General features: G+C 67.0%; 20 protein-coding genes. 11 read left to right on the top strand and 9 right to left on the bottom strand.

Annotation, left to right across the window (positions count from 1 at the left end):
- Positions 1 to 11: 11 nt before the first annotated feature.
- Genes hemJ through hemE form a run of 4 tightly spaced genes read right to left on the bottom strand, consistent with a single transcriptional unit; the run spans position 12 to position 3,311 of the window.
- Positions 12 to 455, bottom strand: a complete 444-nt coding sequence (gene hemJ, locus ACYQ6W_RS08655) for a protoporphyrinogen oxidase HemJ (RefSeq protein WP_459674767.1) — start codon at positions 453 to 455, stop codon at positions 12 to 14.
- Positions 455 to 1,165, bottom strand: coding sequence for an HAD family hydrolase (locus ACYQ6W_RS08650; RefSeq protein ID WP_459674766.1), 711 nt, complete (start codon positions 1,163 to 1,165; stop codon positions 455 to 457). The genes hemJ and ACYQ6W_RS08650 overlap by 1 nt, the downstream gene beginning before the upstream one ends.
- Positions 1,159 to 2,271, bottom strand: coding sequence for a ferrochelatase (gene hemH / locus ACYQ6W_RS08645; RefSeq protein WP_459674765.1), 1,113 nt, complete (start codon positions 2,269 to 2,271; stop codon positions 1,159 to 1,161). Before hemH ends, ACYQ6W_RS08650 begins: the two co-directional genes overlap by 7 nt.
- 5 nt (positions 2,272 to 2,276) lie before the next feature.
- Positions 2,277 to 3,311, bottom strand: coding sequence for a uroporphyrinogen decarboxylase (gene hemE / locus ACYQ6W_RS08640; protein WP_459674834.1), 1,035 nt, complete (start codon positions 3,309 to 3,311; stop codon positions 2,277 to 2,279).
- Between the two features lie 306 nt (positions 3,312 to 3,617).
- Here hemE and ACYQ6W_RS08635 point away from each other — a divergent pair, with 306 nt between their 5' ends.
- From ACYQ6W_RS08635 to ACYQ6W_RS08620, 4 genes are all read left to right on the top strand, one after another.
- Positions 3,618 to 4,502, top strand: coding sequence for a pyruvate, water dikinase regulatory protein (locus ACYQ6W_RS08635; RefSeq protein WP_459674763.1), 885 nt, complete (start codon positions 3,618 to 3,620; stop codon positions 4,500 to 4,502).
- Between the two features lie 89 nt (positions 4,503 to 4,591).
- Positions 4,592 to 5,035 carry an RrF2 family transcriptional regulator gene (locus tag ACYQ6W_RS08630; protein WP_459674762.1) on the top strand — a complete coding sequence of 148 codons (444 nt, stop codon included), beginning with the start codon at positions 4,592 to 4,594 and terminating at the stop codon, positions 5,033 to 5,035.
- A gap of 189 nt (positions 5,036 to 5,224) precedes the next feature.
- Entirely contained in the window at positions 5,225 to 6,661 is a 1,437-nt protein-coding gene (locus ACYQ6W_RS08625) for an FAD/NAD(P)-binding protein (RefSeq protein WP_459674761.1), read from the top strand.
- A 68-nt stretch (positions 6,662 to 6,729) separates the two neighbouring features.
- Entirely contained in the window at positions 6,730 to 7,515 is a 786-nt protein-coding gene (locus ACYQ6W_RS08620) for an NAD(P)-binding domain-containing protein (protein ID WP_459674760.1), read from the top strand.
- A 6-nt stretch (positions 7,516 to 7,521) separates the two neighbouring features.
- On the opposite strand, the gene ACYQ6W_RS08615 is transcribed toward ACYQ6W_RS08620, so the two are convergent.
- The 3 genes from ACYQ6W_RS08615 to ACYQ6W_RS08605 form a co-directional block, all read right to left on the bottom strand.
- Positions 7,522 to 8,532 (bottom strand): zinc-binding alcohol dehydrogenase family protein, encoded by a 1,011-nt coding sequence (locus ACYQ6W_RS08615; protein ID WP_459674759.1) that lies wholly within the window; start codon positions 8,530 to 8,532, stop codon positions 7,522 to 7,524.
- Positions 8,533 to 8,652: 120 nt separating this feature from the next.
- Positions 8,653 to 9,864, bottom strand: a complete 1,212-nt coding sequence (locus tag ACYQ6W_RS08610) for an enolase C-terminal domain-like protein (protein WP_459674758.1) — start codon at positions 9,862 to 9,864, stop codon at positions 8,653 to 8,655.
- 85 nt (positions 9,865 to 9,949) lie between these two features.
- Positions 9,950 to 10,690 carry an SDR family oxidoreductase gene (locus ACYQ6W_RS08605; protein WP_459674757.1) on the bottom strand — a complete coding sequence of 247 codons (741 nt, stop codon included), beginning with the start codon at positions 10,688 to 10,690 and terminating at the stop codon, positions 9,950 to 9,952.
- 123 nt (positions 10,691 to 10,813) lie between these two features.
- On the opposite strand from ACYQ6W_RS08605, the gene ACYQ6W_RS08600 reads away from it, so the two are divergent.
- The 4 genes from ACYQ6W_RS08600 to ACYQ6W_RS08585 all read left to right on the top strand — a co-directional run bounded on the left by ACYQ6W_RS08600 (position 10,814) and on the right by ACYQ6W_RS08585 (position 15,038).
- Entirely contained in the window at positions 10,814 to 11,566 is a 753-nt protein-coding gene (locus ACYQ6W_RS08600) for a FadR/GntR family transcriptional regulator (protein WP_459674756.1), read from the top strand.
- A gap of 57 nt (positions 11,567 to 11,623) precedes the next feature.
- On the top strand, positions 11,624 to 12,514 hold the full coding sequence (locus ACYQ6W_RS08595; protein WP_459674755.1) for a DMT family transporter: 891 nt from the start codon (positions 11,624 to 11,626) through the stop codon (positions 12,512 to 12,514).
- 67 nt (positions 12,515 to 12,581) lie between these two features.
- Positions 12,582 to 14,138: a D-aminopeptidase gene (locus tag ACYQ6W_RS08590; RefSeq protein WP_459674754.1), complete on the top strand. Its 1,557-nt coding sequence runs from the start codon at positions 12,582 to 12,584 to the stop codon at positions 14,136 to 14,138.
- 18 nt (positions 14,139 to 14,156) lie between these two features.
- The gene (locus ACYQ6W_RS08585; protein ID WP_459674833.1) at positions 14,157 to 15,038 is read left to right on the top strand and encodes a LysR family transcriptional regulator; all 882 of its coding nucleotides are present in this window, start codon (positions 14,157 to 14,159) and stop codon (positions 15,036 to 15,038) included.
- A gap of 3 nt (positions 15,039 to 15,041) precedes the next feature.
- Here ACYQ6W_RS08585 and ACYQ6W_RS08580 read toward each other — a convergent pair whose 3' ends face one another.
- Positions 15,042 to 15,827, bottom strand: coding sequence for an enoyl-CoA hydratase (locus tag ACYQ6W_RS08580; RefSeq protein WP_459674753.1), 786 nt, complete (start codon positions 15,825 to 15,827; stop codon positions 15,042 to 15,044).
- 169 nt (positions 15,828 to 15,996) lie between these two features.
- Here ACYQ6W_RS08580 and ACYQ6W_RS08575 point away from each other — a divergent pair, with 169 nt between their 5' ends.
- From ACYQ6W_RS08575 to folE, 3 genes are all read left to right on the top strand, one after another.
- Positions 15,997 to 17,799 carry an IlvD/Edd family dehydratase gene (locus ACYQ6W_RS08575; protein ID WP_459674752.1) on the top strand — a complete coding sequence of 601 codons (1,803 nt, stop codon included), beginning with the start codon at positions 15,997 to 15,999 and terminating at the stop codon, positions 17,797 to 17,799.
- Between the two features lie 78 nt (positions 17,800 to 17,877).
- Positions 17,878 to 19,380: a glycosyltransferase family 39 protein gene (locus tag ACYQ6W_RS08570; RefSeq protein WP_459674751.1), complete on the top strand. Its 1,503-nt coding sequence runs from the start codon at positions 17,878 to 17,880 to the stop codon at positions 19,378 to 19,380.
- 90 nt (positions 19,381 to 19,470) lie between these two features.
- Positions 19,471 to 20,088, top strand: a complete 618-nt coding sequence (gene folE / locus ACYQ6W_RS08565) for a GTP cyclohydrolase I FolE (RefSeq protein ID WP_459674750.1) — start codon at positions 19,471 to 19,473, stop codon at positions 20,086 to 20,088.
- 3 nt (positions 20,089 to 20,091) lie between these two features.
- On the opposite strand, the gene ACYQ6W_RS08560 is transcribed toward folE, so the two are convergent.
- Complete coding sequence (locus ACYQ6W_RS08560; protein WP_459674749.1) at positions 20,092 to 20,562, bottom strand: ankyrin repeat domain-containing protein; 471 nt, start codon at positions 20,560 to 20,562, stop codon at positions 20,092 to 20,094.
- Positions 20,563 to 20,577: the final 15 nt, after the last annotated feature.

The following is a 20,577-nucleotide window of genomic DNA, read 5'->3' as shown; positions in this document are numbered from 1 at the left end:
CTACTGGCGGGTCAGAACGGCTTTACGATCACCATGATGACGATGATCACCATCAGCACCGTCGGCACCTCATTGGCGAAACGGTAGAACCGCTCCGGCCGGCGGTTGCGGTCGTTGAGGAAATCCTTGCGCCACTTCGAGCAGGCGCCGTGGAAGCCGGACAGCAGGATCACGCTGACGAACTTCACCCACCACCAGGGCTGGCTCCAGAGAACCACGCCCGGGGTCACGATCAGCAGAAACCCAAAGACCCAGCTCGCGATCATCGCGGGGTTCATGATCTGCTTGAACAGCCGCCGCTCCATGATCTTGAAGCGTTCGCTCTCGCGCGAGCCGACGGGCACCTGGCAGTGATACACGTAGAGTCGCGGCAGGTAGAAGGTTGCCGCCATCCAGGCGATCACGCTGATGACGTGGAAGGCCTTGACCCAAGGGTAGAGGCTGATCAGCAGCATCACACCATCTCCCGCACCAGGCCGAGGAGCACGGGCAGATCGGTCATCCGCTTGAAGATGCCGGCGCCTTGGGCCACCAGTTCATGGCCGTCTTCCCTGGGCGAGAAGCCGAGGCAGGCCATCCCGGCGGCCCGCGCAGCCTGGCAGCCGGGCACGGAATCCTCGATGACCAGGCAGCGGGTCGGCGGTACGCCCCCTGCTTCGGCGGCCGCCAGGAACAGATGCGGGTCGGGCTTCCCGTTCAGACCGAGCTTCATCATGTCTTCGGCACTGTGCTTCCGGTCGCCGACGATGGGGGCGAGACCGGTGCGGCCGAACTTCACTGCCATCTCGGCGTGGCTCGAATTGGAAGCGACGCGCCAATTCACGCCCGCGGCGCTCAGCGCGCTCAGCGTCGCTTCAGCACCGGGAATGGCTTCCACCTCGCGCGCCAGCGCCTCCACCATCGCCGCCGAAAAGCTCTCTCCGAAATCGAGCGGCACAGGCCGGCCAGTCTCTGCCTCCGTGCGGGTGATGATGTCGCGGAGAGAGGTGCCGAGGAACAGCGTCTCGCAGTCATGCGCCGAAATGTTCCAGCCGAGTGCGCGCAATTCGCGAGAGAGCACGACGCTCGCCAGACCTTCGCTGTCGATCAACACGCCGTCACAATCGAAGATCACCAGGTCGATCGGTTCATCGCGCCTGGCCAATAGGTCCCGAGCTGTCAGCATGGCAGCGGTTCTAGGCGTTCGGGCGCGGGATGACCAGCGCGCAGGAATGGACAGTCGCCATGCGCCGCAGGGCAGGCCGCCCCACCCCGGTGGCTGCACAATCCCGGGCCGCGGGCCAGGGCCGTCCGTGCCACCTTGGCGAGCGCGGCGATGAAACCCGCATCGTCGTTCTGCACGGGAACCCGGAAATAGCCCGGCACACCGTTCTGATGGGCAAGCTCCCGATATTCCATGTCGAGTTCGACCAAGGTTTCCGAATGGTCGGAGACGAAGGCGACCGGCACCACCACGACGGCGACGCGGTCCCGGCCGGCCTGCATCACCGCCTCGTCCGTGCTCGGCCCAAGCCAAACCTGGGGCGTGGCGCGGGACTGGTAGCAGACCAGCCCATCTGCCTCCGGGTCACGCAGATGGCGTCGCAAGGCTGCGACATAGGATTCGACCTGGAACTGATAGGGATCGCCCCGGTCCACAATGACCTTGGGCAAGCCATGCGCGGAGAAGAGCAGCCGGATCGGCGTGCCGTCGGGTAAGGCCTGACGGGCGGCATCGATCGTCGCATCCACCAGCGCCGCCGCATTGGCCGCCACCGCAGGGTCGTCATACCAGCAGCAGAGCGTCGTCGTCGGCACGGCCAAACCCACCCGTGCCGCCGCCTCTCGCCAATCCGTCAGCGAACTGCCCGTCGTCGTAGTCGAAAACTGGGGGTAGAGGGGCAGAAGCAGAATCTGATCCGGCGCCCAGGCCTTCACCTCACGCGCCGCCGCTTCCGCAAAAGGATGCCAGTAGCGCATGGCGATGAAGCATTTCACCTCGCCATCGCCCGCCATGGCCGCGTCGAGCGCCACCGCCTGCTTCTGGGTAAGGGGCAGCAGCGGCGAGCCGCCCCCCATCAGCCGGTAGTTTTCCTTCGCCGCCGGTACCCGCTTGTGGGCGATGAGCCTCGCCAGGAAGGGGCGGATGAAGGGCGGCACCCGCAGAATCGCCGGATCCGTGAACAGATTCATCAGGAAGGGGCGCACGGCTTCCTGATTGTCGGGGCCGCCAAGATTGAACAGCACCACGGCAATGCGCCGTGCTGCCGTCCTCGTGTCGCCTGCGCTCACCACGCCTAGCCCCTCCGCACCTGCTCCACCAGCGCCGCCACATGCGCGGGCGGCGTCGGCGGCATGACACCATGGCCGAGGTTGAAGACAAAGGGGCGATCCCGCATCGCAGACAGGATCGCGGCCGTCTCCGTAGCCAGTGTCTCGCCGCCAGAAAGCAGCGCGAAGGGATCGAGATTGCCCTGAAGGCCGATGCTGGGCGGCACGAGCTGCCCCACCACACGTGGGTCGGCCGCCGTATCCATGCCGACTGTCCAGACGCCGGTCTCCGCCGCATAGGCGCCGATCATGGTGCCGGCGAGGCGCGGAAAACCAATGACGGGCGCGGTCGGGTGGCTCTGCCTCAGTGCCTGGACGATGCGCCGCGTCGGCGCGATCACCTGCTTGGCGAAGCCCGCAGGCGACAATAGCCCGGCCCAGCTGTCGAACAGCATGACGGCATCCACCCCGGCGTCGATCTGGGCGCGCAGATAGGTGATGCTCGTCTCGACCAGCACGTCGATCAGACCATCGAAGGTTCCTGGGTCCTCGGCTGCCATGCGGCGGGTTGCCGCGAACTCTTTCGAGCCGCCACCCTCCACCATGTAACAGGCGACCGTAAAGGGAGCCCCCACGAAGCCGATGAGGGTCGTTTCGGGATGGTTTTTAGCAAGTGCCGTTTGCGTGATCCCGATGGTTTCCAGCACCGGCGCCGTGCGCGCCAGAAAGCCTTGGACGTCGAGAGCGCGCACTTCATCCACAGAGGACAAGGGCGGAAGCCGGGGCCCATGCCCTTCGGTGAAGGTCAATGCCCGCCCCAGCGCCCAAGGCAGGATGAGGATATCACTGAAGAGGATGGCCCCATCCATTCCGAAGCGACGGATGGGCTGGAGAGTCGCCTCGCTTGCCGCTGTCGGATTTAGACAAAAACTAACAAAATCAGGACTTTGTGACCGAAGTTCGCGGTATTCCGGTAGGTATCGGCCTGCCTGTCGCATGAGCCATGTGGGCGGAGGCCACACCGTTTCCCCGCTCAGAACCTTCAGAAGTCTTTTCACGATTATCCCCAAAGAAGTACGCCCACCCTATCACGTCAGAATAAGAACTTAAGAAGTTTGGGGGAGGTAGATGGGGGTGGGAGAGTCGGGGTACCCGGTGCGCCCCCTTTTTGTCCCCAAAGTTTTCCACAGGGCTGAATGGGATTAGAGCGCTGTTTTTCTTCGCGACTCTGTGAACATTAAGTTACCTTGGCAGGAGGGTCGTACACATCTTCACATGCGAGCGGAGTGGACGGGATTCCCCCGCTGCATGCCGGCCCACCGGTTCGGGCTTCCTTTTATCCCCATTTCTCCCGTTATGATGCCGAGATGTCCACGCACCGGCTCAACCTCCACCTCGTCTCCGACGCGACAGGCGAGACCCTGAATTCCATCGCCCGCGCGACTACCGTGCAGTTCGAGCATCTGCACATCGTGCCGCATCGATGGAGCCTGATCCGCACACGATTCCAATTGCATAGGGTCTTGGACGGGCTCGAGGCGGAGCCTGGCCCGGTGCTCTGCAGTCTGGTCGACCGCGCGCTGCGCAGTGAACTCGACATGGCCTGCGCTCGCCTCGGCGTGCCGATCGTGCATGTCCTCGACCAGGTGATGACGATGCTGCAGGATCATATCGGCGAACAGGCCCAGGCCCGGCCAGGTCGGCAGTATATCCTCGATGCCGACTATTTCCGCCGCATCGACGCGATCCATTACGTGCTGGCCCATGACGATGGACAGGCCCAGGCCGGCATGGCGGAGGCAGACGTCATCCTCGTCGGCGTCTCCCGCTCCTCGAAAACGCCGACCTCCTTCTATCTCGCCAATCGCGGCATCAAGGCCGGCAACGTCCCCCTCGTGCCGGGGATCGAGCTGCCGGCGGCGCTCGACCATCCGCATTGCCCGGTGGTCGGTCTCACCCTCGATCCGCATTCTCTCATCGACATCCGCCGCCATCGCCTGCGCATGCTGGGCACCAACGCCGTCGGTCACCACGACCGCGGCGACTATACCGACCTGGAAGCGGTGACGGCCGAACTGCTCTGGGCCAAGCGGCTCTGCACCAGCCGCGGCTGGCCGGTCATCGATGTCAGCCGCCGTTCGATCGAGGAAACCGCTGCGACCATCATCCAACTCATGGAGGCCTGGGCAGAACGCCGCCAGAAGGCGGCTGCACGGGCCACCGCGTCAGGCAACCCACCCCCGGAGGCTTGAGGCTTGCGCCGCGCTAGCGGAAGGCGCATCGGTGCCGAAAGGACCTCTATGCTTGTCCCCGTCCACTGCCGTTACCTCATGGATCGCCGATGCTGTCGAGCCGCGCAAAATATGCTCTCCGCGCCGTCCTCGTTTTGGCCGAAGAAGCGCAATCGGGCCGGTGGACGAGTGCCCAGGTCATCGCCGACCGCAGCGACACCCCCCGGAAGTTTCTTGAGGCGATCCTCGTCCAGTTGCGTGACGAAGGCTTCATCCAAAGCCGCCGCGGGCCGGTGGGTGGCCATAAGCTGGCAAAACCCGCCGAGACGATCACCGTCGCCGATATCTATCGGATCATCGACGGCCCCATCGCCCTGACGCCCTGCGCCAGCCGCACGCGTTTCGGCGTTTGCAAGGATTGCAAGGATATAGAGACCTGCCAACTCACCGGGCTGATGCAGCGCGTGCGCGATGCTGCGGCCGAGGTGTTGGAGGGCTGCACCCTTGCCGATCTCGCCCATCTTCCCGCGCTCAAGGCCGACCTCGTCGTCTGATCACGAGGCCGGCTGCTCGCTTATTTTCTACTGGACAAATAGGAATTACCGCGCGCCAATAGCAGCCATGCGCGCAGCTCTTCCATCCCCTTTCGGCCCCTTCATCGATCGCTCGTCAGGCAGCGCGCAGGCGTGCTGGCTCTCGAAGGACCTCGGCCGAGGCGATCGTCACGAAACAGGATGTCCAGGATGACCGAACAGACCGTCGCCATCATCGGCGCGGGCTTCAGCGGCACGCTGCTGGCCCTTCATCTGATGCGCCAGACTACCCCCGGCACCCGCATTCTTCTCATCGAGCGCAACCGCCAGTTTGGCCGCGGCGCCGCCTACTCCACCGGCAATTCCTCCCACCTGCTGAACGTGCCGGCAGCGAAGATGAGCGCGTATCCCAATCAGCCCCAGCATTTCCTCGAATGGCTGCGGGCGGTGGAACCACCGGAACTCGGCGGCGTCAAACCCTCCCCCACCACCTTCGTGCCGCGCGCCGTCTTCGGCCGCTACGTCGAGGATCTTCTGGAAAGCGAGCGCCGCGCCGCGGTCTTCTGCGGGCGGCTGGAATTGCTCCAGAACGACGTGACGGACATCGCGCCCCAGCCCGGCGGCGTCGTTCTCTCCTTCTCCGAAGGTCCGCCGCGCGAGGTCGATCGCGTCGTCCTCGCGGTCGGCAACTTTCCGCCTTCGCCGCCGCCCGTCACCTCCCCGGGCTTCTACGACACGACCTTCTATAGCCCCGACCCTTGGGCGCCGGAGCTTACCGCCGATCTCGACCCCGACACCCCGGTGCTGCTCATCGGCACGGGGCTCACCATGGTCGACACCGCCATCTCCCTTCTTGACCAGGCGCATCGCGGCCCCATCATTGCCCTCTCCCGCCGCGGCTTGCTGCCACAGACCCACCTGCTCGGGCCGAACGCGACGGCGCTCCCGGAAGGCGAGCAATTTCCGACCCGTCTCAACCATCTCGCGCGCTTCCTGCGCCACCGTGCCCATGCCGCCCGCACCGCCGGCGGTTCCTGGCATGCGGTGATCGACGAGTTGCGTCCCCTCACCACCGATATCTGGCAGGCCATGTCGGTGGAGGATCGCCGCCGTTTCCTGCGCCATCTCCGCCCCTGGTGGGATACGCATCGTCATCGTCTCGCCGGACCGGTCGCCGCGCGCATTGCCGAAGCGCGGCACCGCGGGCAACTCTCCATCCGCGCCGGCCGTATCCGTGATTTCGTCATCCGGCCCGGCGGCCATGTCGATGTCGTGTTCCGGCCGCGCTTCCGGGAGGAGCTGGAGCGTCTCACGGTCGGCAGGGTCGTCAACTGCGCGGGTCCGGAGAGCGATTTCGCCCGCATCCGGGATCCCCTGGTGCGCCGCCTGCTCGACCGTGGCCTGGTCCGCCCCGATGCGCTCGGCCTCGGCCTCGACGTCACCGGCAACTGCGCGCTGCTCGCCGGGGACGGGTCCATCTCCCGCCGGCTCTTTGCGATCGGTCCGGTGACCAAGGGTGCCTTCTGGGAGATGACGGCGGTGCCCGATATCCGGCAGCAGGCGGAATTCCTCGCCGGCGTCCTTGCGGGTCTGGTGCGGCCGCCCGCGAGCGCCGCCCGCACTGCGGATGCCACCTGGTCGATCTGACGGCGCTTGCGCTTCCGCGCCATGGCCGGCTTTCTTGAGGGTCGAAACCTTCGAGGAGTGAGCGGGCGATGGCGGTCTTGGGATTTGTTGGAACGGGCGCCTTGGCCGAGGCCGTCATTCGCGGGCTGCAGAAGACCGACGCGAAGGCGCACCGCTTCCTGGTCTCACCTCGCTCGGAAAGCCGCGCCCGCGCGCTCGCCGAAGCCTTCGAGAACACCAGCCGGGCAGCGAGCAACGAGGCGGTGGTGGCGGACAGCGACATCGTCTGCCTCGGCGTCCTGCCCAAGCAGATCGGTGATCTCAAAGGTCTGCCCTTCCGTGCCGACCAGATCGTCGTGAGCTTCCTCGCGGGCGTGCCGCTCACCCTCCTGCGCCAGCATGTGGCGCCGGCGACACGCATCGTCCGCATGATCCCGATGCCCTGCATCGAGTTCGGCGAGGGGCCGATCCTCATGACCCCGGCCGACCCCACGGTGGAGGCGCTGTTCGGCCTGGTGGGGGAACTCGTCGTTCCGGCGCTCGAAAGCGATCTCGACACCATCAGCCTGACGAGCGGCTTCATGTCGACGCATTTCCAGTTGCAGAACACCCTCGTCGCCTGGCTGCAGAGCCGGGAGATCGCGCCGCCGGTCGCCACGCGCTACGTGCGGTCGCTTTTTTCGGGCCTCGGCGCGCTGGCGCTGGAGATGGATCGCCGGAATGATCCGCTGCCGCCCGAGGAGTATGAGACCCCGGGCGGACTCAACGCCTTCGTCCGCAGTTATTTCAACGAAGCGGAATGGTTCGATGCGATCGCTCGGGCGCTGGACGGTGCAGAGGCGCACCGTCGCACGCTGATGCGCTCCGAGGACTGAGCGGTCTTAGAGGTCCAGCAGCGCCTTGATCACGCCGGTTTCGGGCTTGGCCCAGACCGGAATGGTGGCGGGACCTTCGGCGAAGGGGGCGCGGTGGCTGGCCAGCGCCTCGGTCGGCACCTGCCCCGCCCCCATCGCCGCCATGACATGCCGGAAATCCGCGGGCGTCGCGTTGCGGCTCGCGAGCAAGGTGGTTTCGCGCTTGTGGAACTCCGGGTCCGGGAAGCCGATGTCGTCCTGCACGATACTGAGCAGTACGTAGCGGCCGCCATGGCCGACATAGGCGAGGCCGCCCGAAATCGAACGGGCATGGCCCGTCGCATCGACCACGACGTCGAAGAAATCGCCCTTGGTCTGTTCGCCGAGCATCGCGACCGCCTCCGGCCCCGCCTGCAGGCTATGCGTGACGCCGAGGGTCTTCGTCGCGAAATCCAGCCGGTCCTGACGGAGATCCATCATCGTGACCGCCGCGCCCTGGACCTGAGCGAAGATCGCGGCGGCGATGCCGATGGGACCGCCGCCCACCACCAGCACCCGGTCTTCGGGGCCGACGGCCGCGCGGCGGATGCCATGTGCGCCGATCGCGAGGAATTCCACCATCGCCGCTTCGTCCAGCGTCAGCCCGTCCGCGGGGAACAGGTTGCTCACCGGTACGGCGAGATATTCCGCCATGCCGCCGTCGAGATGGACGCCGAGCACGCCGATCTTCTGGCAACAATTGGTCAGGCCGCGGCGGCAGGCACGGCACTGGCCGCAGCTGAGATAGGGCATGACGACCACGGCCATCCCGGGGGTGAAGCCGGAGCCCGCCGGCGCCTCCACGATTTCGGCGGAGAGTTCATGGCCGATGACGCGCGGATAGGCGAAGTAGGGCTGGCGGCCGCCGAGGATGTGATAATCGGTGCCGCACAGGCCGATGCGCCGGATGCGGATGAGCGCTTCGCCCGGCCCCGGGCGGGGGTCTGGCCGCTCGATGAGTTCGAGTGTGCCGGGCTTGCTGCAGAGGATGGCTTTCATCGGTCGTTCTTTCGCGGGCTTGGGACGTCTGCGATCCCACTGTGCCCGCAAAGCGCCCGGCGGGTCAAAGCCCGGGAGCCATCTCCGGCCGTGCGCGGGGTGCGCCCTCGGGTTGCCGCTTCAACGGAACCAGGAGCGGCGGGTGTACTGCTCGAGGGATTCGGGCCGCATGGTGATGGAGAAGCCGGCCCGTTTCGGTGCCAGATAGGCCGATCCGATCACCGTGCAGGGCTCCAGGAAATGCTCGTGCAGAAAGTCGACGTATTCCGCCATGCGGTTCTCGAAGGAACAGGAGATGGCGAGATAGTCGAACATCGCAAGGTGCTGCACGTATTCGCATAGGCCGACACCGCCAGCATGCGGGCATACCGGAAGATCGTGCCGCGCCGCCATCACCATCACCGCGAGAATCTCGTTGATGCCGCCAAGGCGCGAGGTATCCAGCTGCACGATGTCGATCGCGCCGCGCTGGATGAACTGCTTGAACATGATCCGGTTCTGGCACATCTCCCCGGTCGCGACCATGATCGGTGCCACCGCATCCCGGATCTTTCTGTGTCCTTCGATATCGTCTGGACTCGTCGGCTCCTCGATGAACCATGGGTTGGAGAATTGGAGACCCTTGAGCCAGGTGATCGCCTGGTCGACTTCCCACACCTGATTGGCGTCGATCATCAGCCGTCGATGGGGCCCGATGACCTCGCGCACGATGGCAAGCCGTCGGATGTCGTCCTCTAGCCGGCGGCCGACCTTCATCTTGATGTGGTTAAAGCCGGAGCGGACGGCGAAGCGTGCGGCGCGGGTCAGCTGCTCGTCCGTGCTGCTCAGCCAGCCGGGCGCGGAGGTGTAGCAGGGGTAGCCATGGGTCAGCAGATCGTCGAGCCGTTCGTGCTTGCCGCGCGCTGCATCGGTCAGGAAATCCAGCGCTTCTTCGGGTCCGAGAAAGTCGGTGATGTAGCGAAAATCGATGCAGCGGACGAGTTCCGCCGGTGTCATTTCGCCGACGAGCCGCCAGATCGGCTTATCGACCGCCTTCGCCCAGAGATCCCACACGGCATTGACCACGGCACCGGTCGCGAGATGCATCGCCCCCTTGTCCGGCCCGACCCAGCGCAGCTGACTGTCGTTGGTCAGATGCCGCCAGAACCGGCCCGGATCCTCGCGGATCCAATCAAGCTCCAAGCCGATGACAAGATGGGCGAGAGCACGGACCGCGGTGCAGACGATTTCGGTGCCGCGGCCGATGGTGAAGGCAAGGCCATGACCACTCAACCCATCCTGATCCGTCCGCAGAATGACATAGGCGACGGAATATTCGGGGTCGATGTTCATGGCATCCGACCCGTACAAGGTGTTCGACGTCGGAAACCGGACGTCCATCGTGCACAGGCTGGTGATTCTTGCCATTACTTTGCCATTAGACGGACCAGCCACCGTCGATGATTTGCTCCGTGCCCGTCGTGTAGCTGCTTTCGTCGGACGCCAGATACAATGCGAGGTAGGCGATCTCTTCGGGAGAGCCGAGCCGGCCCATGGGCTGCCGGCGGACGAAGCCTGCACGGGCTTCCTCGGCGGACATGCCGCCGGTGCTGGCCTGCTTTTCGATCCGTTCGTTGAGCGACGGAGACTGCACGGTGCCGGGGCAGATGGCGTTGCAGCGAATGCCCTGGGTCACGTAGTCGGCTGCGACGGACTTCGTGAGACCCAGCACGGCGGCCTTCGAGGCGCCGTAAGCGGCGCGGTTCGGAACACCTTTGAGCGAAGAGGCGACGGAAGCCATGTTGATGATGGAGCCTCCTCCATGGGCCAGCATGCCCGGCAGGAAGGCGCGTATCATCCGATACATTGCGGTAACGTTAAGATCGAAGGAGAACTGCCAGGCGCGATCATCACAATCAAGTATCGAACCCGCATGCACGTAGCCCGCGCAATTGAAGAGGATATCGATGCGGCCGGCCTCGGCCGCTGCCTGGGTGATGGCTTCGGGCGAGAGCACGTCCAGCACGCGCGTGGTGCAGCCGCTCACGCTCTCCAACGCCGCGGCATTGATGTCTGTCGCGATCACCTCGGCCCCTTCGCGCGCGAAGAGCTCGGCCGTCGCGCGGCCAATCCCCTGCCCCGCCGCCGTGATGAAGGCGCGTTTTCCCTTGAGTCTCATGACATCCCTCCCGTCCGGGACCGGCCTGGATGAAATGAGGTCGAAAGGACCAATGGCCGGACCAATCTTTGTGTTGTAGTAGCATGGGTGGACCCTGCCAAGCGCAGCCGAGATGGGAGCAGAATGGCGCTCGAAGCCATCCAGAACCGACGCCTCTACACGCAGATCGCCGAGCGGCTCTGCGCGCTGATCCGCGCCGGGGATTATCCGCCCGGCGCCTTCCTGCCTTCCGAGCGGGAACTCGCGGCGGCGCTGCAGGTCAGCCGCTCCTCCGTACGCGAAGCGCTGATCGCGCTCGAGGTGCTGGGCGTCGTCGATGTGCGGGTCGGCGCCGGCATGCAGGTGCTGCGCGTGCCGGAAAGCGAGGTCACGCCGGATGTGGTCGGCCGCATCACCCGCATCGAATTCGCCGAGCCCGATCCGGAACTGCCGGTGAACCTCGATCTCGCGGCCGAGATCCCGCCTTTCGCCCTGCTCCAGGCACGGCGTCTGGTCGAGCCGGAGACGGCGGCGCTTGCCGCGCAGCACGCCTCCCGGGCACAGATCGACGGTCTGCGCGCCGCCTTCGAACGCCACCTGCGGGACAATCGCGAAGGCTCGCGCAGCAATCCAGGCGATCGGCAGTTCCACATCCTGGTCGCGCAGGCGAGTGGCAACCCCGCCTATGAGATGCTCATCACCCTGTTGCTCGGCCATCGCTACAGCCCGCTCTTCAGCCGCCTACAGCGCCTCTACAGTTCGGAGGACATGCCTTTCCGCGCCGAGCAGGAGCATTGGGAGGTGCTGAAGGCGATCGTCGCCCGCGATGCGAAGGCGGCGCGAACCGCGATGGCCGCGCATCTGGACTCGGTCATCGCGATCTTCGCCCGGGAATAGCAGGGCGGCTCCCCCGCCCGATTGACGGTCGCCGGCCGGCCCGCCAGACGGATTGGCATGTCCCGTCTTTCCGCCAATCTCGGTCTCCTCCTCGCGGCTGCCATTTGGGGTGGCGGCTTCGTCGCGCAGTCCGAGGGCGCGTCTCTTGGCGCCGGCTGGTTCACGGGGTTGCGCTACATCCTCGCCTTCCTCGTCGTGCTGCCGCTCGGGCTGATCGAGGCGCGGCGCGCTACCCAGGCGTTGTCGCGCGCCGACCGCCTGCTGCTCCTGCCGCTCGGCCTCGCCTTCTTCGCCGGCACGGTGTTGCAGCAATGGGCGGTCGCCATCACCAGCGTCACCCATGTGGGCTTTCTCACCGGCCTTTACGTGATCTTCGTGCCTTGCCTCGAAATGCTGGTCGCGCGCCGGCTGCCGAACGCGGCCATCTGGGCTGCGGCGCTGCTGGCACTGCTCGGCACCTGGTGCCTCGCGGGCGGCGCGATCACCAGCCTCAACCTGGGCGATGGGATGACCATCCTCTCCGCGCTCTGCTTCGCCGTGCAGATCCTGCTGCTCGACCGCTTCATCCACCGCACCGGCCGGCCGGTGGCCGCGGCCCTGTTCCAGTCGGCAGTCTGCGTCGTGCTCGGCCTCGCGATCGGCCTGCTCGCTGAGCCGTGGCACCCGGCCGTCGCCCTCGGCGCCTGGCGGGAAATCCTCTACGCGGGCGCTCTCTCGGGCGGCCTCGCCTTCCTGTTGCAGGCGATCTTCCAGCGCTACACGCCGCCATCGGATGCCGCCGTCATGCTGATGTCCGAATCGCTCTTCGCCGCCCTGCTCGCGGCCCTCATTCTGGGGGAGCGGCTGACCGGCATGGGGTGGCTCGGCTGCGCCCTGCTGCTCGGCAGCCTCGTCCTCGCCCAGTTCGGGCCCCTGCTGCTCCGCCGCACGCGCCCTCTCGGTGCTTAACCAGCCATCTTGCCAGCTCTGCCGGAAGCCGCCTTTCTAGCGGCCCGACCGATCCGGAGCCCAACTGATGTCCGCAGCCTCTGCCCTCGAGACGATTCTGGCCGATCTGCCGCAGCGCCAGGCTGCGCCCAGCGGTGCTGTCGCGGTGCTGCGGGAGGGCGAGGTCCTCGCCCGCCACGCCTGGGGCTTCGCCGACGCCGCGCGGCGCATCCCCTTCACGCCGCAGACCATGAGCCTGATCTGCTCCATCTCGAAGCAGTTCACCTGCGCCCTGCTGCTCGATCTCTTTCCCGATCCGTCTGTGCTGGACGAAGCGCTGGCCCGCCGCCTGCCGCTGCTCGAGGGTCCGCGGCCCAGCCTCTTCGACCTCATGCACAACCAGTCGGGCCTGCGCGACTACTGGGCCATCGCCATGCTGGAAGGCGCGCCGGTGGAAGGGCGGTTCACGGGGGAGGATGCGGAGCGGATCATCCGTCGCACGCGCAGCCTGCATTTCGCACCCGGCACCCGCTACTCCTATTGCAACCAGAATTTCCGCCTGCTCTCCGATCTCATCGAGGAGCGTACCGGCGGCGCCTTCGCCGATCTCCTGCGCACCCGCATCTTCGATGTCGCGGGCATGCCGACGGCCAGGCTCAATGCCGATACCGCCTGGGTCGAAGGCGGCACGGTCGGCTATGAGGGCGGCGTCGCCGAAGGCTTCCGCCCCGCCGTCAACCGCATCGTCTGGACCGGCGATGCTGGTCTCGCCGCCTCGCTCGACGACATGATCGCCTGGGAGCGGCATATCGACGCGACCCGCGACGATCCGGATAGCCTCTATGGTCGCATCTCCGGCGCCGTCACCTTCCGGGACGGCGCGCCCGCCGCCTATGGCTTCGGCTTGGCGCGAACCGAGTTCTTCGGCAGCCCGGCCACCTGTCACGAGGGCGGATTGCGCGGCTTCCGCAGCTTCCGCACCTACCTGCCGAAGGAGCGCATCTCCGTCGTCACCCTCTTCAATCATATGGCCGATCCCCGGGCGCCGGCGGTCGAGATCCTGCGGGCGCTGCTGGATGCCCCGGCTGCTGCCGCGCCGGCCGAAGGCGCGACCGATCAGGTCGCCGGCCGCTACTTGGAGCCGGAAAGCGGTCTGGCCGTGGCGGTGGAGGCGGCCTCCGGCGGGCGCATCCGTCTCGGCTACGGGCATGGCGCCGAAACCCTGAGTGGGATCGAAGGCGGCGGTTTCGCCACCGCCGGCACGCGCCTTGTGCCCGCCGCAGGCGGGCTGCGGCTGGAGCGGCCCAGCGAAAATCTCGTCACCACCCTTGCGCCCCTGTCGGCGGAAGCACCGGCCACCGATGTCGAAGGCGTCTTCCGCTCGCCGGAACTCGGCGCCGAGCTTACCTGCGTCGCCGCCGGCGGGGCGATCTACGGCGCCTTCTCCGGCGCGCTCGGCCAGGGCGAGATGCAGCTGCTGAAACCCTTTGCGCCCGATATCTGGCTGCTGCCCTGCCCGCGCGCGCTCGACTACAGCGCGCCCGGCGACTGGACGCTGCGCTTCCAGCGTGACGCCGCGGGCCGGGTTTCCGGCCTCACCCTCGGCTGCTGGCTCGCCCGCGGCATCGCCTATTCCCGCGTCTGAGCCGCGATGCGCCCGATGATGACCCTGGAGCAGCTGCGGGTCTTCACGGCGGTGGCCGAGCGGCAGCACATGACGCGCGCGGCCGAGGCGCTGGGTCTCGCCCAATCGGCGGTGAGCGCCGCGGTTGCCGGGCTCGAAAGCCGCTATGGGGCGAAGCTCTTCCACCGCGTCGGCCGTGGCATCGCGCTGACGGAAGCGGGGGCGGTCTTTCTCAGCGAGGCGCGGGCCGTCCTGGCGCGGGCCGAGGCGGCCGAACTCGTGCTCTCGGAACTGGGCGCGCTCAAGCGCGGCACGCTCACGCTGCAGGCGAGCCAGACCATCGCCAGCTACTGGCTGCCGCGCCATCTCGCGGCCTTTCGTCAGGCGCATCCGGGGGTGGAGATTGCGCTGACCATCGGCAATACGGCGCAGGTGGCGGCCGCCGTGCATGAAGGGGCGGCCGAACTCGGCTTCATCGAAGGCGCGATCGAGGACCCGGCGCTGATCAGCGAACAGGTGGCGCGCGACCAGCTCGTGGTGCTGGTGGCCCCCGATCACCCCTGGGCGGAGCAGCGGGGCTTCGACCCGCGGCGCCTGGCCGAAGGCGAATGGGTGCTGCGCGAGCCGGGCTCGGGCACGCGCTCGGTCTTCGAAGCGGCGATCGAAGGCTTCGGCCTTGCACCTTCTGCCCTCAAGATCGTGCTGGAACTGCCCTCGAACGAAGCGGTGCGCGGGGCGGTGGAAGCCGGCCTGGGCGCAACCGCGCTCTCCGCCTCGGTCGCCGCACCCAGCCTCGAAGCCGGTCTGCTGCAGGCGGTCGATCTCCGCCTGCCCGATCGCCCCTTTTCCCTGCTCCGCCGCACCGAGCGCTATCGCAGCCGTGCAGCGGACGCGCTGATGGCGATCATCGGCGGCGGCTGAACGCTATGTCCCCTTGAACGCCGGTTTCCGCTTTTCGACGAAGGCCGCCATGCCCTCCTTCTGGTCCTCCGTGCCGAAGGCCGCGTGGAAGATGCGGCGCTCCTGCCGGATTCCCTGGGCGAGCGGCGTCTCGTAAGCGGCGTTGACCAGCTCCTTGGCGAGCACGGTCGTGAGCGGCGATAGACCGGCGATCTTGCGGGCCACCGCCCGCGCTTCATCCATCAGCGCCTCCGCCGGCACCACGCGGCTGACGAGGCCGGCGCGTTCGGCTTCCGCCGCGTCCATCATCCGGCCCGTCAGCACCATCTCCATCGCCTTCGCCTTGCCGATGGCGCGCGGCAGACGCTGGCTGCCGCCCGCTCCGGGCGGAATGCCGAGGGTGATCTCGGGCTGGCCGAACTTCGCCGTCTCGGCCGCGAGGATGATGTCGCACATCATCGCAAGCTCGCAGCCGCCGCCCAGCGCGTAGCCCGCGACCGCTGCGATGACGGGCGTGCGGCAACGCGCCACCGCCTCCCAGTTGCGGGTGATGAAGTCTTCGGCCACCGCTTCGGCAAAGCTCTTCCCCGCCATCTCCTTGATGTCCGCGCCGGCGGCGAAGGCCTTCTCGGACCCCGTCAGGATGATGGCCCGCACGTCGGGGTCGGCATCGAGCACGGGGATGACCGCGCTCATCTCGTCCATCATCTGGGCGTTGAGGGCGTTGAGTGCCTGGGGCCGGTTGAGACGGAGAATGGCGAAGCCCTCCTCGCGCTCCAGGATGAGGCAGGTGAGGCTCGACGGGTCCATCGCAAATCTCCTCGCATCTCGGATTTTAGCAGCTTGCCGCAAGCGCTCATCGGTTGACAGGCCCTGGCTCGGGGGGCAGCCTTTCCCGCCGCAACGCGGCTTCGCCGAAGCATGGCCCTCTGCAGGCTTGCAGGCGGGCAGGGTGAGACGAGAGACAGGGACTTCCTCGATGGCCAATAACGATAACGATAACAGCGACGGCCCGAAGCGGCTGCGCAGCCGCCGCTGGTTCGACAATCCGCATGATCCCGGCATGACCGCGCTCTATCTGGAGCGCTACATGAATTTCGGCCTCACCCGGGCCGAGCTGCAATCCGGCCGCCCCATCATCGGCATCGCTCAGACCGGCTCAGATCTCTCGCCCTGCAACCGCCACCACATCGACCTCGCCCATCGCGTGCGCGACGGCATTCGCGAGCTGGGCGGCGTTCCGCTGGAATTTCCCTGCCATCCGATCCAGGAGACCGGCAAACGGCCGACGGCGGCGCTCGACCGCAACCTCGCCTATCTCTCTCTCGTCGAAGTGCTGCACGGCTATCCGCTGGACGGCGTGGTACTGACGGCGGGCTGCGACAAGACGACGCCGGCCCTGCTGATGGGCGCGGCGACGGTGAACATCCCGGCCATCGTCCTCTCCGGCGGCCCGATGCTCGACGGCTGGTTCAAGGGCAAGCTCGCGGGCTCCGGCACCGTCGTCTGGCATGCGCGCAAGCTCTATGCCGAGGGCGAAATCGGCTACGAAGAGTTCATGGAGATGGTCTCGGCCTCGGCGCCCTCCGTCGGCCATTGCAACACCATGGGCACGGCGAGTTCGATGAACGGTCTCGCGGAAGCGCTCGGCATGTCCCTGCCCGGCTGCGCCGCCATTCCCGCGCCCTATCGGGAGCGCGGCCAGATCGCCTATGCCACGGGCCGTCGCATCGTCGAGATGGTGCATGAGAACCTGCGCCCCTCGGACATCATGACCAAGGCAGCTTTCGAGAATGCGGTCGTCGCCGCTGCGGCGCTGGGCGCCTCCTCCAACTGCCCCATCCACATGGTGGCGATCGCCCGCCACATGGGCGTCGCCCATAGCCTGGAAGACTGGCAGCGCCTCGGCCCCGAAATCCCGCTGCTGGTGGACATGCAGCCGGCCGGTCGCTTCCTCGGCGAAAGCTTTCACCGCGCCGGCGGCGTGCCCGCGGTGATGAAGGAGCTGCTGAAGGCCGGCAAGATCGACGGCTCGGTCATGACGGTCACAGGCAAGACCCTCGCCGAGAACCTGGCAGGCGTCGAAGATGGGGACCGCGAGGTCATCCGCGCCTATGAGAATCCGCTGAAGGAGCAGGCGGGTTACGTCGTGCTCTCCGGCAATATCTTCGAAAGCGCGGTGATGAAGACCAGCGTGATAGACGAGGAGTTCCGCAGCCGCTTCTTGAGTGATCCCGCCCATCCCAACGTCTTTATCGGGAAGGCCGTGATCTTCGAGGGGCCGGAGGATTACCACGCGCGCATCGAGGAACCGGATCTCGGCGTCACCGAGGACAGCGTGCTCATCATCCGCAACGTTGGCCCCGTGGGCTATCCGGGCAGCGCGGAAGTCGTGAACATGCAGCCGCCGGCGGTGCTGCTGAAGCGCGGCGTGAATGCGCTGCCCACCATGGGCGACGGCCGCCAGTCCGGCACCTCGGGCAGCCCCTCGATCCTCAACATCTCGCCCGAGGCGGCCGTCGGCGGCACGCTCGCGCTGCTCCGCAGCGGCGATCAGATCCGCATCGACCTCAACGAGCGCCGGGTCGACGTGCTGATTTCGGATGACGAGATCGCGGCGCGCCGCGCGGCCTACAAGCCGCCGGTGCTCGAGAACAAGACGCCGTGGGAGGAGATCTACCGCAGCATGGTGGGGCAGATGGGCACTGGCGCCTGTCTGGAGCCGGCGACCCAATACATCAACGTGCTTGAGACGCGCGGGGAGTCGCGCAACAACCACTGATCGGCTAAGTCTCGCCGGCTTCTCAGCGGGCAGGGCAATCCCTGCCCGCTGTCGTCGAACGAAGGGCCGCTGCCGCTCGTGTCTCCTCTCCTCTGGCTCATTCTCGTCTCGACCCTCCTTCGCCTGATCATGGGCTGGGCCTTGGGGCTCGGCATCGACGAGACCTACATGGTGGCGGCGAGCCGCCATCTCGAACTCTCCTATTTCGATCACCCGCCCATCGCCTGGTGGCTGACGCATGGGATCATGTGGATCACAGGCGCGGATGCGCCGGTCGTGGTCCGCCTGCCCTTCATCGCCCTCTTTGCGCTGACCACCTGGATGATGGGCCGCGTCACGCGGGATCTGTTTCAGAGCGACCGCGCCGGTTTCTGGGCAGCCCTGCTGCTCAACCTGTCGCCCGTCTATGCGGTGACGACGGGCGGCTGGGTGCTGCCCGACGGTCCGCTCGACTGCGCCCTGATGGGCTTCCTCTGGTTCTCGCTGCGTGCCGTGAAACTGCTGCCCTCCCGCCGGCCTTGGGCCGACTGGCTGGCCGCCGGCCTCTGCGCCGGCCTCGCCATGCTGTCCAAATACAACGGCGCGCTGGTGCTGCTCGGCCTGCCCCTCTACCTCGTCACGACAAGCGAGGGCCGGCGCTGGCTTCTGCGTCCCGAACCCTGGGTCGCCGGCCTGCTCTCCGTCGCGGTCTTCCTGCCCGTCATCCTCTGGAACGCCGACCATCACTGGGCGTCCTTCGCCTTCCAGGGCGATCGTGCCGGGGGCTTGCGCTTCCAGCCCTGGGGTCCCTTCGTGGTCTGGGCGGGTGAAGCCCTCTTCGTCCTGCCCTGGATCTGGCTGCCGATGATCCTGCTCTGGCTGCGGGCGCTGCGCCGCGGCCCGGCGGAGCTGGTCGGCTGGTTCCTCGCCCTGCTGGCGGCGACGCCCATCCTGCTCTTCGCCCTGGTCTCCGTCTGGTCCTCCCGCCACATCCTCTATCACTGGTCGGCACCCGGGACGCTGATGCTCTTCCCGCTGCTCGGCGCCGAGGTCGCGCGCCGGCTGCAAGCGGGCGCGCCGCGGCTGCGCCGTGTCATTGGCGGCACCATCGCCTTCGTGCTGCTCGCCCTGGCGCTGGCTGGCGCGCAGATGCGCATCAATTGGCTGACCGTCCTCTTCGGCCCTGCCCTGCTGGCCCATGCGAAGGACGCGGCGGGCGGCATCGACTGGAATGGGCTGAAGCCGGCCCTCGCGGTGCGTGGTCTGCTGAATCGCCCGGGTCTGGTCGTTGCCGTGTCGCGGTGGAACGACGCCGGCAAGGTGGATTACGCCTTAGGCGGGCAGATTCCGGTGACGGTCCTCGCGGCGGACTCGCGGCAATACGGAATCGTCGCTCCGGCCGATCGCTTCCTCGGCCATCCCATGCTCATCCTCGTGCCGGACACGCATGCGGCCGCGCTGGCCGATCGTTTCGCTCCCCTCTTTCGCAGCCTCCAGATCCTGCCGCCGGTCACGTTGCGTTTTGCCGGATATCCCTTCATGACGCTTTCCGTTCTTGAGGGAGAGGGGTTCCGCGGGCTGCCGCCGGCGGAGACTCCCTGACCTCCGGAAGATCCGCGAGGTCGTCTCGCACGTATTGGGCACGTCCGGCGGCCTCACGCTGCCGAGAATGGAACAGTAGTGGATATCGCCATGGCCGAGTCGTCCAACGACAGCAAACGCCCGTCCCGTGAAGAAGCCGAAGAGGCCGTCCGTACCCTCCTGCGCTGGGCCGGTGACGACCCGACGCGCGAAGGCCTGCTCGATACGCCGGGCCGCGTGACGCGCGCGTACCGCGAGTATTTTGCCGGCTACGAGATCGATCCCTATGCGCTGCTCAATCGCACCTTCTCGGAGGTCGAAGGCTACGACGAGATGATCCTGCTCCGGGACATCCGCTTCGAGAGCTGCTGCGAACATCACATGGCGACCATCGTCGGCCGCGCGCACGTCGCCTACATGCCGAAGAGCCGCGTCGTCGGCATCAGCAAGCTCGCCCGCGTGGTCGATGCCTATGCCAAACGGCTCCAGATCCAGGAGAAGATGACGGCGCAGATCGCCAATACGCTGGACGAGGTGCTGCAGCCCCATGGCGTCGCCGTCGTCGTCGAAGCGACCCACCAGTGCATGACCTGCCGCGGCGTGCACCGCCCGGGCACCAGCCTCGTCACCAGCCGCATGCTCGGCGTCTTCCGCACCAATGCGACGACCCGCAAGGAATTCCTGTCGATTCTGCAACGTCCCGGCATCGGCGCCGCCGCCGAGGGCTGAGGCTCAGGCCCGCGCCAGCCTGTCGCGGACCGGCGGATGGCTCTGGGCGAGATCGATGGCGGTCTTTCCCTCGGCATCCGCGATCCGCGGGTCACCGCCGGCGCCGAGCAACAGCTCGACCATGCCGAGGCGGCCGAACATCGCGGCGAAGATCAGCGGCGTGCGGCCGTTGGCGTCCGCGGCATTCGGGTCGGCGCCAGCCGCGAGCAGGCGCCGGCCGATCGCCACGTCATCCTTGAAAGCGACACCGGCCAGCGCCGTCGCGCCCTTGGCATCACGCTCGTCCACCCGTGCGCCGGCCGCGAGCAGCATCTCTACCGCCCGCCCTTGGCCGTTATAGGCGGCGAGGATGAGCGGCGGGAAACCGCGCGCATCCGGCTGGTTCGGATCCACGCCCGCCGCAAGCAGGGCGGTGATACGGGGCAGATCCCCGTTGCGGACGGCCTCGAAGAAGGCCTGTGGATCGTCGCTCATGCAGCGTCTGCGATG

It is taken from the genome of Acidisoma sp. 7E03, assembly GCF_054665075.1.
This window is presented reverse-complemented; position numbering and strand designations above follow the sequence as displayed.